The 21,925-nt window shown below is 35.9% G+C and carries 16 protein-coding genes, 2 pseudogenes and 1 riboswitch; of the genes and pseudogenes, 8 read left to right on the top strand and 10 right to left on the bottom strand.

What is annotated here, in order from left to right; all coding sequences use genetic code 11:
• Positions 1 to 48: 48 nt before the first annotated feature.
• Complete coding sequence (locus ACIFOT_RS21210) at positions 49 to 312, top strand: helix-turn-helix domain-containing protein (RefSeq protein ID WP_430067464.1); 264 nt, start codon at positions 49 to 51, stop codon at positions 310 to 312.
• 872 nt (positions 313 to 1,184) lie between these two features.
• Here the strand turns inward: ACIFOT_RS21210 and ACIFOT_RS21215 are convergent.
• The 3 genes from ACIFOT_RS21215 to ACIFOT_RS21225 form a co-directional block, all read right to left on the bottom strand.
• Positions 1,185 to 2,777 carry a competence protein CoiA family protein gene (locus ACIFOT_RS21215; RefSeq protein ID WP_430067466.1) on the bottom strand — a complete coding sequence of 531 codons (1,593 nt, stop codon included), beginning with the start codon at positions 2,775 to 2,777 and terminating at the stop codon, positions 1,185 to 1,187.
• A gap of 576 nt (positions 2,778 to 3,353) precedes the next feature.
• Complete coding sequence (locus ACIFOT_RS21220; RefSeq protein WP_430067469.1) at positions 3,354 to 4,001, bottom strand: phosphatase PAP2 family protein; 648 nt, start codon at positions 3,999 to 4,001, stop codon at positions 3,354 to 3,356.
• A gap of 599 nt (positions 4,002 to 4,600) precedes the next feature.
• Positions 4,601 to 4,954 carry a hypothetical protein gene (locus ACIFOT_RS21225; protein WP_430067472.1) on the bottom strand — a complete coding sequence of 118 codons (354 nt, stop codon included), beginning with the start codon at positions 4,952 to 4,954 and terminating at the stop codon, positions 4,601 to 4,603.
• 970 nt (positions 4,955 to 5,924) lie between these two features.
• Here ACIFOT_RS21225 and ACIFOT_RS21230 point away from each other — a divergent pair.
• Complete coding sequence (locus ACIFOT_RS21230; protein WP_430067474.1) at positions 5,925 to 6,398, top strand: DinB family protein; 474 nt, start codon at positions 5,925 to 5,927, stop codon at positions 6,396 to 6,398.
• Between the two features lie 194 nt (positions 6,399 to 6,592).
• Here the strand turns inward: ACIFOT_RS21230 and ACIFOT_RS21235 are convergent, their stop codons facing one another.
• Entirely contained in the window at positions 6,593 to 6,733 is a 141-nt protein-coding gene (locus ACIFOT_RS21235) for a hypothetical protein (protein ID WP_430067477.1), read from the bottom strand.
• 431 nt (positions 6,734 to 7,164) lie between these two features.
• Between ACIFOT_RS21235 and ACIFOT_RS21240 the strand changes: the two genes are divergently transcribed.
• Together ACIFOT_RS21240 and ACIFOT_RS21245 are read left to right on the top strand one after the other, a co-directional pair.
• Positions 7,165 to 8,517 carry a glycosyltransferase family 2 protein gene (locus tag ACIFOT_RS21240; protein ID WP_430067480.1) on the top strand — a complete coding sequence of 451 codons (1,353 nt, stop codon included), beginning with the start codon at positions 7,165 to 7,167 and terminating at the stop codon, positions 8,515 to 8,517.
• 563 nt (positions 8,518 to 9,080) lie between these two features.
• Positions 9,081 to 9,684: pseudogene (locus ACIFOT_RS21245) on the top strand (cupin domain-containing protein); the annotation flags it as partial.
• 483 nt (positions 9,685 to 10,167) lie between these two features.
• On the opposite strand, the gene ACIFOT_RS21250 reads toward ACIFOT_RS21245, so the two are convergent.
• Positions 10,168 to 10,311, bottom strand: coding sequence for a hypothetical protein (locus tag ACIFOT_RS21250; RefSeq protein ID WP_430067482.1), 144 nt, complete (start codon positions 10,309 to 10,311; stop codon positions 10,168 to 10,170).
• Between the two features lie 39 nt (positions 10,312 to 10,350).
• Positions 10,351 to 10,436, bottom strand: a riboswitch (cyclic di-GMP riboswitch).
• A 194-nt stretch (positions 10,437 to 10,630) separates the two neighbouring features.
• Positions 10,631 to 11,224, bottom strand: a complete 594-nt coding sequence (locus ACIFOT_RS21255) for a YARHG domain-containing protein (protein ID WP_430067485.1) — start codon at positions 11,222 to 11,224, stop codon at positions 10,631 to 10,633.
• A 769-nt stretch (positions 11,225 to 11,993) separates the two neighbouring features.
• On the opposite strand from ACIFOT_RS21255, the gene ACIFOT_RS21260 reads away from it, so the two are divergent.
• The 4 genes and pseudogenes from ACIFOT_RS21260 (at position 11,994) to ACIFOT_RS21275 (ending at position 15,706) form a co-directional block, all read left to right on the top strand.
• Positions 11,994 to 12,170, top strand: a complete 177-nt coding sequence (locus tag ACIFOT_RS21260) for a helix-turn-helix domain-containing protein (protein WP_430067488.1) — start codon at positions 11,994 to 11,996, stop codon at positions 12,168 to 12,170.
• Between the two features lie 88 nt (positions 12,171 to 12,258).
• A pseudogene (locus tag ACIFOT_RS21265) lies at positions 12,259 to 12,477 on the top strand (LytR family transcriptional regulator); the annotation flags it as partial.
• Between the two features lie 216 nt (positions 12,478 to 12,693).
• Positions 12,694 to 14,364, top strand: a complete 1,671-nt coding sequence (locus ACIFOT_RS21270; protein ID WP_430067490.1) for a SpoIID/LytB domain-containing protein — start codon at positions 12,694 to 12,696, stop codon at positions 14,362 to 14,364.
• A gap of 361 nt (positions 14,365 to 14,725) precedes the next feature.
• Positions 14,726 to 15,706, top strand: a complete 981-nt coding sequence (locus ACIFOT_RS21275; RefSeq protein ID WP_430067493.1) for an LCP family protein — start codon at positions 14,726 to 14,728, stop codon at positions 15,704 to 15,706.
• 304 nt (positions 15,707 to 16,010) lie between these two features.
• Here ACIFOT_RS21275 and ACIFOT_RS21280 read toward each other — a convergent pair whose 3' ends face one another.
• The 4 genes from ACIFOT_RS21280 to ACIFOT_RS21295 all read right to left on the bottom strand — a co-directional run bounded on the left by ACIFOT_RS21280 (position 16,011) and on the right by ACIFOT_RS21295 (position 21,761).
• A complete protein-coding gene (locus ACIFOT_RS21280) occupies positions 16,011 to 17,768 on the bottom strand; it encodes a phospho-sugar mutase (protein ID WP_430067496.1) in 1,758 nt (585 codons plus the stop codon).
• 17 nt (positions 17,769 to 17,785) lie between these two features.
• Positions 17,786 to 18,859 (bottom strand): glycosyltransferase family protein, encoded by a 1,074-nt coding sequence (locus ACIFOT_RS21285; RefSeq protein ID WP_430067499.1) that lies wholly within the window; start codon positions 18,857 to 18,859, stop codon positions 17,786 to 17,788.
• A 62-nt stretch (positions 18,860 to 18,921) separates the two neighbouring features.
• Positions 18,922 to 20,310 carry a sugar phosphate nucleotidyltransferase gene (locus tag ACIFOT_RS21290; protein WP_430067501.1) on the bottom strand — a complete coding sequence of 463 codons (1,389 nt, stop codon included), beginning with the start codon at positions 20,308 to 20,310 and terminating at the stop codon, positions 18,922 to 18,924.
• A gap of 131 nt (positions 20,311 to 20,441) precedes the next feature.
• Positions 20,442 to 21,761 (bottom strand): UDP-glucose dehydrogenase family protein, encoded by a 1,320-nt coding sequence (locus ACIFOT_RS21295; protein WP_430067503.1) that lies wholly within the window; start codon positions 21,759 to 21,761, stop codon positions 20,442 to 20,444.
• Between the last annotated feature and the right edge of the window lie 164 nt (positions 21,762 to 21,925).

Here is a 21,925-nt window from a genome sequence, read left to right on the forward strand (position 1 = left end):
GCATTAACGCCTCTAGATATGTAATTGTCTTAAAAAGGAGAATTTCCTTTGAAAAAAGAAAAGATTAATTACTATATAGGGGATGTTTTAAGACCATTGCGGAAAGCAAAAGGGCTTTCTCAAGAAGAGCTGGCGGAAAGAAGCAAACTAAATAGATCATATGTAACTGAACTTGAAACCCAAAATAAAAATCCATCCTTCTATATCATTTGTAAACTGGCTATTGGTTTAGAAATGCCTGTAGAAGAACTAGCAAAGATAATAGCTGAAAAAACGGACATTTACAATATTTACAAAAAAGAGCCATATTGATTAAAAAATTTTACATTGTTCATTCCTTAATACATTCATTTACATTGAAAGGCAACAGGCCATGTCTTAGCATAAAGATTTGGCCTGTTCCAATATCCTATGTTTAAATATGAGCAAATACTTTTGACTCTCAGGGTAGAATCCCAAATTCTGTTTTACATCATTTACATCAATCTAATTTTATTCGCATTCTTACAACTTAGAGTTCCTTCTCCACAGGAATATTTTTATGTATAATGGAAATATAATAAAAAAGAGAAGTGCGTCAACACTTCTCCCTGCAACTTCTACCGTCAGAGTGGTGGTTGTCTATGTGTTATTTTTTTGAGAACCACCCTTTTGTTACGACGGCGTAGGGCGGTTTTCTTGTTTTCTAGAACGTTTTTCCGAAAGAAATATGCGCTCACTTCACACGTAACCCCCTTCAGACCTTCTCGTAATATTTCAAGAAATGTTTCCATGATTATCACCTCCTTTCCGAAAAGGAAAGAAGCGTAACAACCAACCACACCAACAATATTCAGTTGCATCTTAATTCTATCATTTTATACCTATCTAAAAACCTTTCAATCTTCGACAAAATCGGGGAGGCGTGAAAGGCACCAGAATTAAAAGAACCGTCCCCTTGGTTCATCCTATAGTATTTGTCGATTAATTCTTTGGCTTTTTCAGAAGAAAGACCAATATCTCCAAAAATTTGACTCCATTCTTTTCAACGAACAGAATTCTACCTTCTTTCCCTTTTTCCAACATTACTCAAACGTTTGATTAAATTCATGTAAAATCAGGTGTTTATTATGCAGACAGTGAAAGACACCGGAATCGAGAGTTGCACACAGTACTTTATAGACTTACTTTAGGAAGCTCTTTTGTTAGTTTGATATCACTTTTACTTTCTTAGTTACATATTGAATATATTCTTTTATTGGATAGACCATTGTTTTTTCAGGTTGAGCTAGTTTAATTCCACTATCCTTTATTTTTTGAAGCAATTGTGGAATTGATATTTTATTACTATTTATAAGCTCGAACGAATTCAAAACAATTTCTTTCCATTGTCTTGGATTACCAGAAAAATAAGCCTCCCCATTTACATAATGATTTAACATTTCATCAATTTTCCAATTTTGAAGTTTAGACGTTACCTCCCTTTGCTGAGTATTTCTTTTGCTGCCATTGTCCCTTAGGGCAACATTATAGGATACTGTATCTTTCACTGTTACCTTTGTATACTGCTCAATTTCATTTTCTATAGCGTAGAATTTTGACATATGTTGAACTACTTGTTTATACCTGTAAGATTCATCTGACAAATTACTCTTTTGTAAGAATTCCATATCATTCTTTAAGTCTGCATCCATCTGCTGTTGACTTCGTCCTATAAATGGAACATCTATTGTGTCATAGTACGTCCTTTTTCGTTCAACTTCTTTTTGCTTCAGTTCATCATCCCGAGTCCTAGCAAGTTCTTTTTCTTCCTGCTCCAATCTAAGTTTCTCTTGCTGACTCCGAATAAATTCAACCTCTTTTTGTTTCACTGTCTGGATAAAAGCTTCCCTTTGAGTCCCTTCTATCACCGGATCACCTAACTGCAAGGAGCGATTGGCCAAGAGTGCAGTAGATAAGCTCATTTGATATCCATCATTTAAGGCAAATGCCCGAAAAGCGTATTGTTCCTCATCTCTAATAAATCGTTGAACCGTGAATACAATATTTGTATCTGTAGAGTGTACATAATACAGACTTTGAACATTGTAGGATGCAGGAGATTTATCATGATAATAATTAAATAACGTAAATATTGACTGCCTTAAAGGTAATTGTTTCAATGTTTCTTCCCAGGCTAGATCTTCCGGAGTTTTAATCGCAAGGTCTAATTCTACTTCCCAGAGATGGGTAACTCGATTTTCCATATCTATGGATTGCTCTGCACTCTCTATAAACCAGATGGGAATTAAACTTTTACTTTTAAAGTAATGATTCCGATTCTTTATTTGCTTTACTAATTTGATATCATCATTATGTGTAACATCAGTTAAAATAGAAATCGCCAATTCATTATCTTTATTTTTCAAAATGATGTCAGGATAGTACTTCCATTTCTCAGCAGCCTTTAATAAAAATCCATAACCTACATCAAGAGCATCATTGGCTCTCTCCTGTGACTTTAATTCTTCGTATATTATTTCTTTCATAACAGAATGCTTTTTTGATTCTCTTTTGATCTGCTTATGATATACCTCACTTGCGGTTGAAACTTCACATGATTTAGAGTGACGATGTGAAAAATGCTCTTCCCGGATTTCACCAGATTTAAGAATTAAAGTTCCATCGCAATATGGACAGCGAAAGGCCCCCTTATCCGCTCTCTTCTTTAACTGCTCTATTTCAGCTTTTCTATTTGTTTTAGATTCTAAGTATGTATAAAGAACAAAATCCTTCCCTTCATATATCGCTTCTTGCAACTTAATTCTTCCTTTCCTATTTAATATTGATCATTCCATCATCATAGATCTATCAATTTTCTCGAAAAACTTAGACTATATTCTTACCAATTTTATGGCCGAAGTGATTGATATATATGTTTTTACACCAAAGTTAATCCTACGTTTGGTTAGCATCGAATAATGTAGAAATCGGTAAATTCAACACAAGATTAAATAGTAAAATATACCTAAATTGTAACATAAAAATGGATGTCACAAGCAATACAATTACTAATTAATAGAAAAAATATCCTTTAAGAGAATAAAAGATTTAATTACAGATTTGATTTATGGATATTCAAGAGGCTAATTTTGAAATTTATTGTACGGAAATGGAAGACTGGAAAGATGTAAATAGATAAAATTCTCTGTATGGAAGCGCACGAAGGATTCTTATGTAGAAGGAAAGATGTAAATCATGTCTTACAAACCTATCATAAACAAATTTCCAAAACCTTTCTTTTTTTTTGCTTGTACCATCCTGCAAAGAACAGAAAAAAGCCAATTTCGGACGGTGACAGAGGCACCGAGATACCCTGGCATCCTGAAACGGAATTAATGCCATCCTTTTTTCCAAATTTGTATTAAAACCATAAATGTAAACGTTAGACATGCTATCCCTAGAAAAAAACCACCCAAAATATCACTTGTATAATGGGCACCTAAATAAACCCGACTAGCCCCTACTGAACTAAGGATTATAACAAACAACAAGCATGCAAACCCAGCCATGCCCTTATTGCGGTTTTTCATTAACACATACCAAATAATACATAAAACAAAACCATAAAACATAGAAGCATAAAGTATATGGCCACTCGGAAACGATTTCCCGTGATTTTTAATTAAGCTGAATTCAGGACGTGGTCTCTCAATAACATCCTTAAAAAAGTTTCTAAGAACCCTCGTTCCTATAAACGCTGAGAATAAAACAAAGGACGTCAAATAATATCGGTTTAATAACAGAACCAGAGCCAAGATTAAAGTCAACAGCAAACAGAAACGATAACTACCTAAATGAGAAATAACTTTAGCGATTGATATTAATCGTTCGTCATGAAATCCTCTAATAAATCCATCCATCTTTCCATCAAAGAATGACAATAAGCCAAGGCCCTTTTTCACCCACCAGGCAAGCATAAAGAATAAACAAAGACATAAAAAACAAATATAACTCAGCTTCTTTAATATTAGAACGAACAATATCTTCAGCACTCCCTAGGTTAATATATTAAAAGGTACCAAAAAAAACACAATTTCTAATAAACGGTTCGATAGGCTGCATGTAGTCCAAAAACAACAGTTAGAATTAACATATGTCCTTTCCAAAACAAAAAGGACCCATTCAGGCCCTTTAATTGTCTTTTCCCAATATACTTTTTATTTTTTTCAAGGTAAGCGTCAAATCCATGGGAACCGTCCCCATGGTCTTACGCAAAATCCCTTTTAGAATCTCTCGTAGAATTTCAAGAATAGTCTCCAGAGGAGTATCACATACATCCTTATAAGGGAAAAGATGATCAACAACCAGCCACCCTCACAATATTCAATTGCAACACCATTCTATCATTTTCCAATAAAATAAAACCCTATCAATCTTCGACTAATATCGGGCTGTGACAGGCACCGAAATTTGTTTTAATTTTATTCATAAGCCAATCACCTCAATATAGAAATAGTAAACGGCTTATGGTACATAGCTAGGCAGACTTAACAATATTGTGAAACAAGAAAATTCGAGCGGTGACAGTGAATTGCGCCCAAGAAAGTAGACAGGAATAATTCGGGGAATCTATGAACTCCTAATGTTGCTCATATAGTTTTCTTAAGCCAGTATTTTCAAACTTCGGCAACTCTACAGCTATTTCTTCTAGTTTTTCAAAATCAGCATCCTTGCTTAAATCTAGCCATGCAACCTTGTATGTTTCTGAATCGGACTTTACAGTTGCTCCAATTTTCTGATTGAGATATTTTTCAAATTCACTGCCTTCAATGGCATTGATTGAAAACTTGTTCTTTCTATCTCCACTGTGAAACATCGAGCCAATTGCGAAGTCTTTGTAAAATAACGAAGTGTAGCTTGATAACACTTGGTGAGTCAGTTGAGTATTAGGACTTAAATCGACTAAAAATTTTACCTTGTTTGTTCTTGCCATAATAAATTTCTTCCCTTCGTTGAATACTGATTAGTTCTTTACTTTATCCAAGATATTACAAGTTAAAAACAATGTAAATTATTTAGGTAATGGGATGTGGCGAATACCAAAACCATGTCCAATACTCCGCTCCAAACATGTGAAAAAGGAGAGCCTCTATTCGAATGTCCCCCCTATTGTTGTTTTTACTATCTATATTGGAATATTACTCGACTATCGGTATATGAAAGAGTATAATCGCTAATTTAACTTCCCTATTTGGATCGCCATTAATATGAAAACGGTAATTCAACCATGTTGAGATTATTCTGGAGCTATACCTAATTCAAGGGCACTTGTTGAAACAGTACTCTTTGAGATTAGATATGCATTAAATGGAATCGAAACAACAACATATGATGGAGATATTAATAAATTGTACAAAACTGTTAGTTGTTACTATTTCAAGAAGAAAATGAAACGCCAGAGCAAATTTAACAGCAATGCGGGGATTAGTAACCAATAATTTTGGGTTTAGCAGCCGTTAGAAATAAGATGGGGGATGCCCACCCACTCCTACTCACCTAACAGGTCACAGGTTAAACTAGCGGCCAATGCAGCTAATTCAATTTGTAATTTTTTATTATCTTCTTATGAAGAATTAACCAACTAACGGATTTCTTTTGTTGCACAACAGTAGGCGCCACTTTCATCATCGTGTATGACATTTCAAGCGGATCTAAAAAAGAAATCCTGGCTACATGTATATTACATACTAGCATCTAACAGGCAGTAATGTTCAGCATATACTTGGCAGACAACCTTTCAATTTCTAATGTGAAACAAGATTATTCGAGCGGAGACAGGCACCAGAACTTCATATACAACCATGCAAGCCACCAAAACCGGCCCCATGGTCTACATAGCAGGAAAAGGATATGAAGACAGCGAAATGTATGGAAGAGGCCAAAAATAAGGAGAGTGGATATTCTTGGAACAAACAATTTTTCATCATATGGAGACAGTGCGCACAATAACTGAAAAAACGATTAAGAAAATTCCAGAAGAAATTTCGGATATCATTCCAATTGGTTTTAACAACAATATTCGTTGGAACTTTGGACACATCGCATTTGTACAGGAAAAGCTTGTCTTTGGCCTTTTGGGCGAAGAGCTGATCATTCCGAAAAAGTACGAGCTGCTTTTTGGTTCTGGAACGAAACCGGCAGAATGGGAAGAATCACCACCTTCATTTGCAGAGATTGGTGGAATCTTAACGGAACAAAAAACGAGAATAAAAGATTTTCTTCCAGGACGTTTGAATGAAAAGTTGCCAAATCCATTTACAAACCGGGGAGGCATTACGTTTTATACAGTTGGTGAGGCATTTTTGTTTAGCTTTTACCATGAAGCATTGCACATCGAAGCGATTAAGCGATTATATCGATCTATTCATTCTAAATAACCCGACAATCTTCAACAGAAATGTTATTCAGGTTTTCGGTCGGTGACACCGGAACCCACAGGCACATAGGGGATTTTCTCCTTCTCCACAGGAATATTTTTATGTATAATGGATATATAATAAAAAAGAGAAGTGCGTCAACACTTCTCCCTGCAACTTCTACCGTCAGGGTGGTGGTTGTCTGTCTGTTATTTTTATGAGAACCACCCTTTTTGCTTACGACGGCGTAGGGCGGTTTTCTTGTTTTCTAGACCGTTTTTCCGAAAGAAATATGCGCTCACTTCACGCGTAACCCCCTTCAGAACTTCTCGTAGAATTTCAAGAAATGTTTCCATGATTATCACCTCCTTTCCTAAAAGGAAAGAAGCGTAGCAACCAACCACCCCAACAATATTCAGCTGCAACTTAATTCTATCATTTTATACCTCTCTAAAAACCTTTCAATCTTCGAAAAAATCCGGGGCGTGACAGTGGCACGAGAATTAACGGTTAACTTATGTTCATTCCTTCTCAAAATCATTCAAAAGTAAAGAATCTTATTAAACAGTATAGGTCTACTACGTAATACAAGAGTTAATCTGGACCGTTTGCAGAAGACTGATCTTATTGAAAGTCAATCATTTCTTTATAACATTTTGATTCTCAAAGCTATGGTTTTAATTTGAGAAAAAACCTCATCCCCCAATAATTCCCTTCTTGTTCCAATCTTAAGACATGATATAATAGGTCATTCCTACTATTTTTCTCAGCGAGAGGTCTTTTATCTATGAAGCCAATATTAAATCCGATCAACCCCCAAATAAATAATGAGTCCAAAAAGATATATATACCAATAAAAACAAAGTTTTATATAAGTCACATTGGTGCTTTCCTTTGGATGGTATTCTCTATTTTCCTAGCGCTTCCTTGGTTAAAGGATTTGGCTGAAATTGTATCATTTCCAGTAGCGTTACTAATCATTGGTGGTATTTCCTACATCCCTGGTTATATGAATGCCTTTTTAGTGATTAGCTTATTGTTAGATAGGCAGCCATCTTTTAAAATTCAATTTCCAAAAGATGAGATTACGATCCTGATAGCGGCCCATAACGAAGAGGATAAAATCTTTCAAACGTTGAAATACATCGATAAACAAGACTATTCGGGAAAATTAAAAGTAATGGTTATCAATAATTGTTCTACTGATCATACCGTTCAAGAAACGTTAAAGGCAAAAAAGGAATTGTCCATTGACATTGAGGTACTACATGAAGACAAACCTGGAAAATTCCATGCTCTAAATCATGCGTTAGAAATAGTTGAAACGCCTTATGTTATTACCATCGATGCAGATACTCTGCTTCATCCCTCTTCTATTCGCTATCTAGTTGCACGAATGAAATCCAGCCCGGAAGATGTCTGTGCAGTGGCTGGTTCCGTACTCACGAAAAACAGCAGAGAAAACTTATGGACGAGGATTCAGGAATGGGACTATTTCTTAGGGATCGCTTCTATAAAAAGACTTCAAGGTCTGTACCAAGGAACATTGGTAGCCCAAGGTGCCTATAGTCTTTATAAGACAAAATGTGTTAAGGCAGTGGGAGGCTGGCCTGATGCCATAGGGGAAGATATTGTATTAACATGGCGTCTGCTCGAGAAGAAATGGAAAGTTTACTTTGAACCAATGGCTGTATCCTTCACGGAAGTTCCTAGTTCGTTTAAACACTTTGTCAAGCAACGAGCAAGATGGGCACGAGGCATGATCGAGGGATTGAATGCAATAAAACCATGGAACCAACCGGTTGTTTATGTTAAATATCTTACAGGTGTAAATTTAATGATGCCTTATTTAGATATTACTTACACACTATGTTGGATTCCAGGACTGATATTGGCATTTTTCGGTTATAATTGGATTGTTGGGCCTATGACTTTACTTGTATTACCGTTAACCCTTCTCAGTTATAGCATTCTTTATTTCTATCAAAAAAATATTGTATTCAAACCCTTAAACCTTAAAATTCGAAAAAATATTTTTGGCTTTATTTTATTCATTTTAGGTTATCAAATGATTATGTCACCTGTATCCGTATATGGGTATATACAAGAGGTTTTTAGGTTTAAAAGAAAGTGGAAGTAAAAAACAGCTGAACAACAAAGCCCTTCTCAAGAGAGAGGGGCTTCCCTACTAATAATCTTTCCCCACCACTTTTTCTCCAAACTTTTTCCTACTTTTGAACTCCCCCACTTCCATATTTAGGTTTCATGAAAAAAATATCAAGAAATAAAGGAATTATCACCATAATTATTGAAATATTAAAAATATTATAATAATTATTTTTCCTATAAAAATACCAGACATTTGAATGGAATATTTCATCCGAACATTCTACCTAAATAAATATCGTTAATAAGTACCATTGAATTTGAAAGCGCTCGCAATTATATTAAATAAAACACAATCGAAAAACACATTTGGTTTGCTACAACTCTCAGTAGGAGTGGTTTTTATGGACGAGCAAGGGAATCTTTTAGTAGGTTTATTCTGGGGTACTTCTCTTAGTGTTCCGTTATGGCTGGCGTTTTTCGGTTGGATAAAATTAATTATATCCTTTCTATAACCAAAGCTTATAAAATAATAAAAAAGCGTTAAGCCCTAAAACATAAGGGCCTAACGCTTTTTCTCTTGGAATAGTTCTATACTTAGATATTCCGACAATGTATGCTATTGGCGGAACGTTTTTTGAGCCCTATCCGGAAAAAATTGAGCAGCCTATGGTACCTGATAACTACTCTGCAAGGCGGGATGTGGGCGGGATGGTTCTCCCTATTACCGATCGTTATCCGAAAGTTGCTCCTCTTGGTGCTTATAAATGGTCGCAAACTTTATCCGCGCCTGATGGATTAAGCAAATTTGAACCCGATTTATATGATGGTTATGTAGTGGAATATATTAACCCCTCCAACAGAAAGACTGCCAATCCTAACATTGCGGCTTGGATGCAGAAGCTTCCTCGAGGGTTCCATGGCAAACTCAGCGTCATAAAAGCTCTACCATCTATCAGGTGTCCCAAGGGTCCGGCTATTCTATTATTTACGGTGTCCGTTTTGATTGGTCAAAAGGAGATTACTTTTGTTATTCCTAATTGGGCTTGGTTATGAGCATGTCGCCGCGGAAGATGCTTATTTATTCTCCGTTAGTGATTTACCGATCATGGAAAAATTTGAAGTTCAACTGAAAGAAAATTATGAGGAGCACGGTGGGCATCAACCTGTTGTTGATACTTTCATACCATTAGTACCGTAGTAATTTCTTAGAGTATGAATTTTCTATTTTGGGGATGAATCCTTTGTTATCCGAGTTCTTACAAAAAAGGAATATTAATGAATAACAAACAAGCCAAAAGTATGCAAGGTGTTTATTAGACCTTTCCTGCTTTTGGCTTACTTACCCATTTATTTTTTTGAATAAGACCCAATCAAGTCCACAGGGTCTACTAAAGAGCAAGATAAAAATCGTGGAAATTCCATTTTACCTCTTATCCTGGGCAGACTACCAATCCATTCATCTCAATTAGAGCTAAATTAAAAAACTAATCCGAAGTAATCATTCAGATCAGCTTTTTTTTAAATTAAATATCTTTAAGCATATCAACTTTACCTATTTGTAATTGGATACTCTACGGGAACTTCTTACAAATATTTAATTAAAAGATAGATGATTATAGCCCATGGAATCAGTGAAAGTAAGATTCCCCAAAAACATCCTTTTGCGAACCTGCCTTTATCCTCATTTAATTGCATGAATACGAAGATCCTTTTGTTTTGCCTCTAATCTTCTACACTCATACCATTCAACAATTTTTCGTTCTTTTGCCGTCAAGTAACCGCATTTACTTCTTGGTGAATTTTTTCTCATGTTTTTTTTATTCATTTTCTCCTCCAAATTCATCGTACGGAGGTTATGTATGTATTCGGTAACTGGCAAGCATAGTCCCAAAGACCTTAGCCCCTATAGTTTTGCGTAACCATCTTTCAATGGTGCTGCCCTTTCGTACGATAGTATTTTTTTGATTATTATAGTGATTACTGGTGGCAATGGATATAATAATTTGCCATTTTATTTTTAATATTTCCAATAAACCGCTTATCCATTTATGTAAAATATCAAGAAAGGCAAACAATCCTCATCATCTTGAAAGATTCCTTGTCTATTGGCCCCTCTCAGCATAATATGATAGATTCAAAGGTTCTCAATTTGGACTGTCCTCTCTCGCCTTTATGAAGTCTACATTTTCTTTTTCTACTTCATTTAAAGAACCATCAAATGAAGGGTCTGGATGATACCATGATTTACTTGAAAAATAGTTTTGCAAATCCTGCGATTTAAAGACATGCCCATGACGTGCGTATATCTCATTTCTGGCTAAACGCAGCTGCTCTTTTGTAAGATTAGTAATGTCTTCTTCTCTCATCACCCTCTTATCACTAGCAGGCAAAATATGATCTGAAGCGGAAAGATTTGAACTTTCATGACTAGATTGATCTTTATTTTCTACAGCTTTATCTTTTGAATGATCCATCGTTTTTGTGGCTGCTGCATTCGATTTAGATTCAGGCTTATGAAAATCTTTAACCATTAAGGTAACACTTATGACGAGCAGCAATCCGGTAATCGATCCGACTCCTGCTATTAATCTTGTTTTCGAGCGATTTTTCTTTTTTTCCATGCGCGTTTTTAGGGGTGAGGACATGTCTATATTATCTTTTGCAACCTTCAAACCGCAGTTTGTACAGAACTTACTAGATTCAGATAATTTTTCACCACAATTTGTGCAAAAATCCATTTAAACTTTCCCCTTTGTATTGAATATTCCTTAGTAAAGGACATCCGAAATTCAATCAAACATATTATAGAACAAAAAGAAGATGGAATTATTTCAAACAGATTATTCTGATGTGACAGAAGCATTTCAATTCCCATCATTCATCAAAAATTTCTAGTTAATCTTCTTTCTATCTGAGGGGGGCTGCCCACCCCAGAAAATTCATTATTTATTTCCTATAAAATGAGCATTTCCGAGGAAATTCGATATGTGTTTTACTAATTAATCGTTTGATTAAATCTTCTTAATACCTTGATAAAATAAGCATTAATATTCCCATCTGTTAAAAATTAATGTCGAAAATCGAATGGTATTTCCTTAGAAAGTTTTACACCTATATCTAAAAAGTGTCTTCTCTCTCTCTATCCTTCATAATTTGATTAGATGCCCTATTCTTCATCATTAAATAAACGTTTGTTTAAATATCCCCTCTACAAGTACCCCGGTTAACTTTATCGTTCTAATCGGGGCGAATCATGTCGATCTATTAGAACCTCTATTATAAGAAAATACATACTCCAAATTGTTTGAACGGTAATTCTTGATAATGCTTTATTGATGGCTATTTTCTTGGTCCAATTTATTAGAGGCACTTGCTACATTACAGCTTTTAATATCCCTATTTCACTATACAAAAAATTAATTTTAAAATTTAATAGTTTTGCCGCCTATAGGCGCTCGAGCAATAACAATTCTAGTTATGTAATGGTCTTAAAAAGGAGAATTTCCTTTGAAAAAAGATCAGCAAAGAATTTTTATTGGCCATGTAATTAGACCCTTGAGGACGGCAAAAGGGATGACACAAGATGAACTGGCCCATTACAGCAGATTAAATCGGACATTTGTTGGTGCACTTGAAAGAAACGAAAAGGCCCCCTCACTTTACACAGTCTTTAAGCTTGGCTAGAGGTTTAGGTATAACAATAGAAGAGCTAGTAAAGGAAATTGATAAAAATATAGATTTTGAAAGTATGTTTGAAAAGGAGCCCCACTAAATTTGGAAAGGGGCTAGTGTATCAAGTTTGACCAATTTTTCAGATATATTTGCTGCCCTTGGAAAAAATGTAAAAACGAATTTAACGTTCGATCAATTGATGGATATTCAAAAAAATTATAAAGAAGCTGGAAAAAACATTCAGCAAATGGAAATTAAAGAACAAGGAACCAAAATCAATAAAATCTATTATGGATTGGTTTCCGCTGAAGAAAAGTAAAGAATACAAAATGAATTAAAGGCTCAATTAGAGTTTAATTAATAAAGTTGCTTAGAAATGACTTCGGTATATGGCCGGAGTTTTTTTTGGCTCATTGTTGATAGATTGGCAAAAACACAGCAGTTTTTGGAAGTATTTGTGCTATTTTGCAGAATTATAGATTGCAAACATGTATAATAATCATAGAAAAATAGATTTTTTTGGAAAGGAGTTTTTATGAAAAAGTTATTTGCCTATTTTGTCATCATGATGGTTCTGTTTGGTATCCTGCCGGGCCATAAAGCAGCAGCAACCAGTACTTTACCATTAGAACCACAACTGCAAGTAAAACTAGTAAACTATTTAGGAAATCAGCCCAGTATCACCTTAAACATTGCCGGAAACTACTATTTAAATGGCACCTCCCATTTGTTAATCGGTGGTAAATCCTATTCCATCAAGGTTCAGAATGGAAGTTTGAGCCTTTATAACGGCAATACAAAACTGGCGGCGGCCGATACTTTATCGATCACTCCTGTTAATAGCAGTGAACAAGCGGTCATAAATAATCGGTCATACAATGGCGGCTTCAAATTCACCGTGGAAAACAATCAGTACGTAAGACCGATTAACGTTATTTACATGGAGGATTACATAAAGTCTGTCGTTCCATCTGAAATGTATGCTTCCTGGTCCAAAGAAGCACTTAAATCCCAGGCGGATGCTGCTCGGACATATGCCTACTTTCGTTTGAATAAAATTATTGATGACACTACATACAATCAGGTTTACGGCGGAGTGAATACGTTAAACGCTAATACAACCGCAGCCGTCCAGGAGACAACCGGGGAGCTCATTACCTATAACGGCAGCCCGATTGAAGCCGTATTTTCCGCCTCGAACGGGGGTATGACAGAAAACAATTATAATGAGTTTGGCACTGCTCCCCTTCCGTACTTTCCAATTAAAAGCGACAGCTATGACACCAAGTTCGATTGGAATTTCAGCTTAAAAAAACAGCAAATCAATGTAACGGGACTGGACCTTTCCCAGCCTGACAAATGGTGGAACCAAACGAATGAGGCCGATCAAGCAATTTCAACTACGATTAAAGCTTGGCTCAATAAAAACGGCTATCTGAATAAACAGCTAAAAATTGTTTCGATCCCAAAAGTAGCGTTCTATGCTAAAACGGAAAGCGGACGCGTTAGCAGAGGCGATATCTCTATCGAGTTTTTAGTAAAGGACAAGCGAGACTCTTCTGGTAAGCTTGCACCTCAAAAACTTGATCTCACCAATACCATCGCCGATAAGATCAGAGCGATGATCGGGACAACCGTCATGAAAAGCAACTTAATTTCTAATATGACAGAAACAACTGATTCCTATTCCATTTCTGGAAAAGGGTACGGACATGGGGTCGGTTTAAGCCAATATGGAGCAAACAACCGTGCCACGGCAGGATTTAAACATTTAGATATTTTATCCTTTTATTACCCTGGCACGGTCGTCTCAAAGAAATATTCAGCTGTGGATCGAACAAAACGAACGATTGGCTGGGTAAAAGCCGGGACCGCCTGGTATTACCTTGACAGCACTGGGAAAGTAAAGACCGGCTGGATCTATTCAGGCAGTAAGTGGTACTATCTGGATCAAAATGGGGTCATGAAAACCGGTTGGGTCAAAGTAGGAACGACTTGGTATTACTTAGATTCCAGCGGTGCCATGAAAACGGGCTGGCTTAAATTAGGATCCACCTGGTACTACTTGGACTCCAGCGGTGCCATGAAGACCGGCTGGGTACAAGCAGGCGGCAAATGGTATTACTTTTATTCAAACGGCAGCATGGCCTACAGCACCGTCATTGGTGGGTATCGGCTTGGGGCTGATGGGGCTAGGATCAGGTAGATTGTTTTTGGAAACCACAAATGTATTCATAAAAGCTGATTGGATTTATACCAATCAGCTTTTTTATATACTAATTTATACTATCTTTAGAAATTCTCGAGTAATTTCCAAAAAATGTTATAATTAACAGCACACACCAGTTTGTTTGATCAAGAAATAGAACAATAAAAATATACTAAATTATAAAATAATCAATTTCATTCCGGGTTAAAGGAATTTATTTACCTTTCCAACCACTTTATCGACAAATTTCGGGGATATTCTATTATTTTCTATTGAAACGATTATCCAAAAATAGTAAAATTACTCCATTGTACTGACAAGCATTAATGAAATCTCTCATTAAGCAATGGAGGAAAAGATGAAAAAGAGTAAACGGAAATGGAAAATTGTTGGCTTCAGCATTTTAGGTATCATGATATTAGGGCTTGCAGCTTTTGGATATGAATATTATCAGCTACAGCCAAATAATCACTTTAAATCCGTTCCTGTTGTAAGTACAGGGAAAACCAACGATAAAAAATCACCAATAGAAAATATAGAAGTAAAAGAACCTGTGTTTAACCTATTACTAATAGGCTCCGATGAGAGAAAAGGTCAAAAAATAGGCCATTCTGACTCCATGATGCTTGTGCACGTCGATCTGAATAAACATGAATATGATGCCATTAGTATCCCTCGTGATACACGTGTCCATTTGGATGGCTATGGATATACAAAGCTCACAAGTGTTCAATATATTATGCAAGCAAAAAAGGGTGCTAAAAAGGGTGTAGAAGCAGCAGTCAAGGCTGTCGGAGAATTAACTGGAGTACCAATTAATTACTATGTAGAAACCAATTATAGCGGCTTTCAGGCAATGGTGGATGCTGTAGATGGCATTGAAATGAACGTACCTTTTGAAGTGAAACTAACACATCCATGGTATGCAGAAAACAAAAATAAAGTTATAAATGCTGGTACACATTTCTTTGATGGAAAAATGGTGACTGAGGTTGTTCACGAGCGCTATTCCCTTAAAAATGGGGAATATGGCCGCCAACAGCTACAAGAAGAAGCACTTAAAGGAATTGCTAAGAAAGCATTAAGCCCAAATAACATCACTAATTTGCCTTCTTTGGTGAAATCAATCCCTGACTTTGTCATAGCCACCAATATGTCAAATTCAGATATGTTAAGCCTTGGACTAGCAGCTAAAGATTTTAATCCAAATACCCAATTGGAATACCATCAAATTCCGGGTATTGGCAAAAAAATGTACGATGATATTCTAAAAGCGAATAACTACCAGTTAGTCATTGATCCGGAGAAAATTAAAGAATTAGTGGCTACTCATTTTTAAGAGTTCATTAACAAATAGCAAATAGAGCCGAATGATGGATAACTAAACATCCGTTATTCGGTTTTTACCTTTTCATTTTCTGTTACGTCTCTATGATGTTTATGATTCCATTTTTTGGTTGATTAAATCTAGTTAATCACTTAATTGGGAATAGCTTACTTTATACCATCAACACTCCAAACGCTGACAATGATGATATCAATGTATTAAACCTGATTTGTTAAAAGAGCATCTGATAAACCTCCTTTGGTGTTTTATTATATAAAAATCCCCCCTGCCTACTGGCAAGGAGGATATTATCAATCTATACAGATAATATTTCATTTACTTTGTTCATCACAGCATCTTGAATAGCAGTTAGCTTCGTTTCGCTATCTTCCATTGATTCGCCTTTTACCCCAAAGTAAAATTTAGCCTTTGGTTCCGTTCCAGATGGACGCAGGCAGAACCAAGATCCATCAACCAGATGATATTTTAAGACGTTTGAACGCGGCAAATCGATTTGTGTCTCCAAATTATCTGCAAACCTAATTGATGTTAAATAATCCTCAACTGCGGAGACCTCAATTCCCGCTACTTCTATTAATCTTTCACTTCTAAATCTATCCATTAGGTCAGCAATCTGCTCTGCTCCGTCTTTCCCTTTTAATGTAATCGACTGCAGTGACTCTTGATAAAAACCATACTTTTCAAAAATAGCAAGCAGCCCATCGTACATGGACATTCCTTTTGCTTTATAAAAAGCAGCCACTTCAGCAGCAAATATTGCCGATTGAACTGCATCTTTGTCACGGACAAAGTCGCCTATCAAATAACCGTAACTTTCTTCATATCCAAACAAGAAGGTGTTTTCTCTTGTCTGTTCAAATTCATTAATCTTTTCACCAATGAATTTAAATCCTGTCAGTGTATCCATTGCTTGCATACCATAATGCTCAGCAATCGCACGGCCAATTTCTGACGTCACAATTGTTTTAATGACAACACCATTTGCGGGCAGGATTCCTTTTGCTTGTCTTTGGGATAACAAATATTCAAGCATTAAAGCCCCCATTTGGTTGCCTGTCAAAACCACATATTCACCATCATTATTTTTTACAGCAACACCTAAGCGATCAGCATCAGGGTCAGTTGCCGTGAGGATATCTGCACCAATTTGTTCACCGTACTGAATGGCCAATTCAAAAGCAGCATGTTCCTCTGGGTTTGGAGATTTAACAGTGGAAAAATTCGCATCAGGAAGTTCCTGTTCCTTCACAACCGTAACGTTTTCAAACCCAAATGCCTTTAGTCCGTCGCGTACCGGTTTGTTTCCAGTTCCATGGAGAGGGGAGTAAACAATTTTCAATTCCTTTGCTACTTTTGCAACAATCTCAGGATTCAATTGAAGGGTTTTTAACTGTTCGACATAAGCACGATCAATCTCTTCACCAATGTAGGTTAATAATCCGCTTGCAAGAAGTTCTTGCTTCTCTGCTACTTTTACCGTTAATTCATTCTCAACCGCATTTACATATCGAATGATGCTATCAGCAGCTTCTGGAGGAATTTGACCTCCATCTTCCCCGTACACTTTAAATCCATTGTATTCTGGCGGGTTATGACTTGCCGTGATAACCACTCCAGAAAAGGCATTTAAGTATCTTACTGCAAATGATAGCACCGGGGTTGGCCGCAGTTCATCGAACAAATAAGCTTTAATCCCATGTTTCCCAACTGTTTTAGCCACTTCTAAGGCGAACTCAGGTGACTTATGGCGGGAATCATAGGCAATCACCACTCCCCGCTGCTGAGCGGTTTGGCCTTGTACTACTATATAACGAGCAAGTCCCTCTGCAGCCCTGCGAATGGTGTATTTATTTAGACGGTTAATACCAGGTCCAAGTTCCCCACGCATTCCACCTGTACCAAATTCTAAGTGTTTATAAAAACTATCTTCTAGTATCTTTTTAATGCTATCAATTTCAAATAATTTATACTTTAATTCTTTATCTAATTTATTAAATGAAAACCATTTTTCTGTATTATCCAGCCAGGACAAAGTCAACTTCCCCTTTTCCATAGATGTAATTTCATTCGTTAAATAATGATTCCCAATAAATCAGCCGCAATCTTCGCAGCATCATTATTGAAAAAAGAGTGACTTTCTTTTAATTCTCTTGCTTGTTTATCAATCATGGAAATGTCAACCTGGTAGGTTTTAAAATCATCCCAATCCAATGTTTGACATAATTGATGCTGTTTTAAATAGTGAATCGTGTTTCGATCCTCTTTCATGGACGGTCTATTGAGGATTAAAAGTGGAATACCAGCATTCAGAGCCTCTCCTATCATTCCCCATCCAGCTTTTGAAATGACTAAGTCAGCCGCTGCAATAAAGTTTTGTGATTCCAAATAGTCATTCGGTATGTGAAAAACATTTGACCGATTAACCTCAACATTTGATGAAACTAGAAAAACACAGTTAGGACTATTCCAGATAGGAAGTTTTTCTAGTATATCCACCGCAATCTTCATACCAAGTCCTAGAAAAACAATTTTCTTCTTTTCATTGGGATTAACCAATTGTCTAATTCTTTGAACCTCTGCGGCCTCTATCTCTCTGGAAAAAAATCCGTACTCTTGGGCTGTAATATCCCACTGTTCCTGACTTCCTGCTAATGGAAAATAAAAGGTCATTTTTTGATAAGCTTCTTTAAATGTTTTTAACTCTTGATCATCAATAAGCCCCTGGTAAGCTGTATACCAAGTAAAGTTTGATAAACCAACTGATGGAATACCTAAAGCATGAGCTGCTTCAAAAGGGAGTGGTGAAATATCTGAAATGACTAGATCAACATGATTCTTTCTTAAAAACTCTTTCTCTTGTTGGATATGGTTGTCCCAATTCGAAACAAAGCTTTTATACTCCTCCAATAACCTTGACTTATCAGGAAGAATCGAATCTTTTTCCAGAAAGTATCCGATATCAGTCTTAATCTTTCTATAGCTCACACGCTCTGAACCTAGTGATTCCTTTATAAAAGGCAAAGCAAAGGAATGACAGATGATAATCTTCAATTCCGCTTCCTTATGAAGTTTCCTTATAACAGCAATACTTCTCGAAGCATGCCCATATCCGTAATCAGAAATATAATAAGCAATGGTTTTCAATACGCTTCACCTCAAACAACAAAAAAGAAGGGAAAGAACCTAGGTCCTCTCCCTTAATGTATTTAAATAATAACTTTCGCTTTTGACTTATGGAAGTGATTAATAACATCTTCCCATTCAAAATATAATCGTGTAAAGTCTTCATCACTAATACCGATTCCCGTTTGAACTTCAACAAATTCTAACTCAGAAAGTGCCTTAATTCCATGCTTTTTACCTGCTGGCAGATGGATGATATCTCCTGCTTTCACACGAGTAATGTAATCATCCAATGCTAGTTCACCTTCACCACGGACAATAGTCCAGACTTCATCTCGAAGATTATGGTAATGATAACTTGAATTTTTCCCTTCATGAATACAAATTCGTTTCGTTACCATTTCATTTCCATCATCATATTTAGCATAATCTAGTACACGAGACCAGCCCCAGATTCGCTCTTCATACATAGGGGGCTGTTCAAAACCACTAATTAAGTCCTTAATTATAGGGCTTGAGGCTTTATCCGCTACTAAAATTCCGTCAGGACTTGCAGCTACTACAATATCTTTTACTCCTAGAACTGTTACTGGAATATCTAGCTCATTAATCAAATGTGTATTTTCATTATCATCGCTAAGAACGCCTTTACCAATTTGAGATGTTGCCATTTCTTCAGTTAATGTATTCCATGTTCCAAGATCTTTCCAATAACCATCATAAGGTAGAGCAACAATATGATTTGCCCTTTCCACTACTTCGTAATCAAAACTGATTTTAGGAAGAGTTTTATACTGAAGTGCTAGTTGATCATATTGAAGTGGCAATCCTTTTTCATCCAATATATCAATCAAATATTTTAATTTAAAAGCAAATACTCCACAGTTCCATAGAGCATTCATATCAATTAGAGTTTGAGCTTTTTCCTCACTTGGCTTTTCTGTAAAATGATTCACAGTAAAATAACTATCTCCATCAACAGTGCCTTTTGGAATAATATATCCATATTTAGAAGATGGATATGTAGGTCTAACACCCACTAAAGCCAATTCTGCATTTGATTCTATTAAGACGTCCTCTAATTCTTTTACTTTTTCAAAAAAGCTGTCCTCAACATACGGATCAACTGGTAATACAACTACTACTTCATCTTCTGAAACATTTTGAATTGAAAAAAGGTAAGAAGCAGCTAAAGCAATAGCAGGAAATGTATCCCTACGTTCAGGCTCAATAATAAGGGGGACATCCATTCCAATCTGGCTATGAATCATATCCCTTTGCATTTTAGAAGTAGCAATGACAGAAGATTCAGCAAGACCGACTGTCTTTAACTGCCCCCATACACGTTGCACCATTGATTGCTTTTCGTCATTTCCAGCATCTAGTACTCTTAAAAACTGTTTAGATCTTGTATCATTTGATAATGGCCACAGCCTCTTACCAGAACCACCCGAAAGTAATACAAGTTTCATAATGTCCCTCCTAAAACTAAGGGTCCCTTGGACCTATCTGATTTGATATAAAAAATAATAATTCTACTTTTCTGCACAAAAAAAACAGACCCAAATTAGTATTCCAGGATCTGCCTCCTATTTTAAGTAATTTATACTAGTGAAAGTTCTAAACTATTAACTGTTTCTCTTCCAATAGAGTCATAAATTAGATTTGCTTTTCTCACACTTGTCAGATCATAGCAGTTTCTTCCATCAAGAACTATTGGAGTTCTCATTAACTTACTATATTGTAATAAATCAAAGTCTTTAACTTCATCCCATTCTGTGAAGATAAAACATACATCCGCATCTTTTAGTGTGACTTCTATGGTGTTACAATAAGTTATTTCATTTGGAAATCTTTTCTTGAAATTCTCCACTCCAATAGGATCCCACGCTTTAATATTGGCACCATCTTCAATCATAATTGGAATATTAACTAAACTAGGTGCTTCTCTTAAATCATCCGTTCCTGGCTTGAAGGTTAACCCTAGAACAGCTATATTTAATCCTTTTAAACTATCAAAATATTTTCGAGATTTTTTAATCAATTTGAGTTTCTGATTTTCATTTACATCGATTGCTGCCTTTACAGTCTTTAGCTCATAATCATGGAAGTTTGCTAGCCAATGTAATGCCTTTGTGTCTTTAGGAAAACATGATCCCCCATAGCCTATCCCAGCATTTAAAAATCTGTTTCCTATGCGACCATCATACCCCATTCCGTGTGCAACATCTTCTATGTCAGCTCCGATAATTTCACAAAGGTTCGCAATTTCGTTTATAAAAGAAATTTTTAGTGCAAGAAAATCATTAGAAGCATATTTAATCATCTCAGCACTTTTCCTATTTGTAACCACAATTGGTGCATCAAAATCCTTGTAAACTTCTTTTAAAACATGGGCTGCGTAAGTATCTTCGACACCTATAACAATTCTTGAAGCATGAAGTGTATCCCTAACGGCAGTACCTTGTGCCAGAAACTCTGGATTAGAAGCAACATACACATTGACATCATGTACCAATCTTGAGTTAATTAAATCTTCGATCTTATCATTTGTACCTATTGGTACTGTGGATTTAACAACAACAACACAATCTTTTTCTATACTTTGTGCAATTTGGTCAGCAACCTCATAAACATAACTTAAGTTAGCAGAACCATCTTGTTTTTCTGGTGTGCCAACACCTATGAAAATAACATCCGCATCTTTATATACTGCCTTATAATCGGTTGTAAAATTCAATCTATTAATATTTTCAACCAATAATTCTTCAAGGCCTGGTTCATATATAGGAGAAATCCCAGCCTTCATTAAGGCTACTTTATCATTATCTATATCAACACAAGAAACAGAATGCCCATGCTCCGCTAAACAGACTCCGGTTACTAGGCCAACATATCCAGTACCAGCTACTGCAATTTTCATTTTTTTCCACCTCACTATTTTTAATTTGTTCATTAAAGTACTTTGGTACTTGATTTATTAAACGTTATATCAATAACTATCATATATTTCAGCCATTACAAATTGTAGAACTAACTTGTGAAACCCAAATGCTGAAGTACATAAATGAACAAACTACCAGTGTA

This window comes from Neobacillus sp. NRS-1170 (assembly GCF_050468025.1).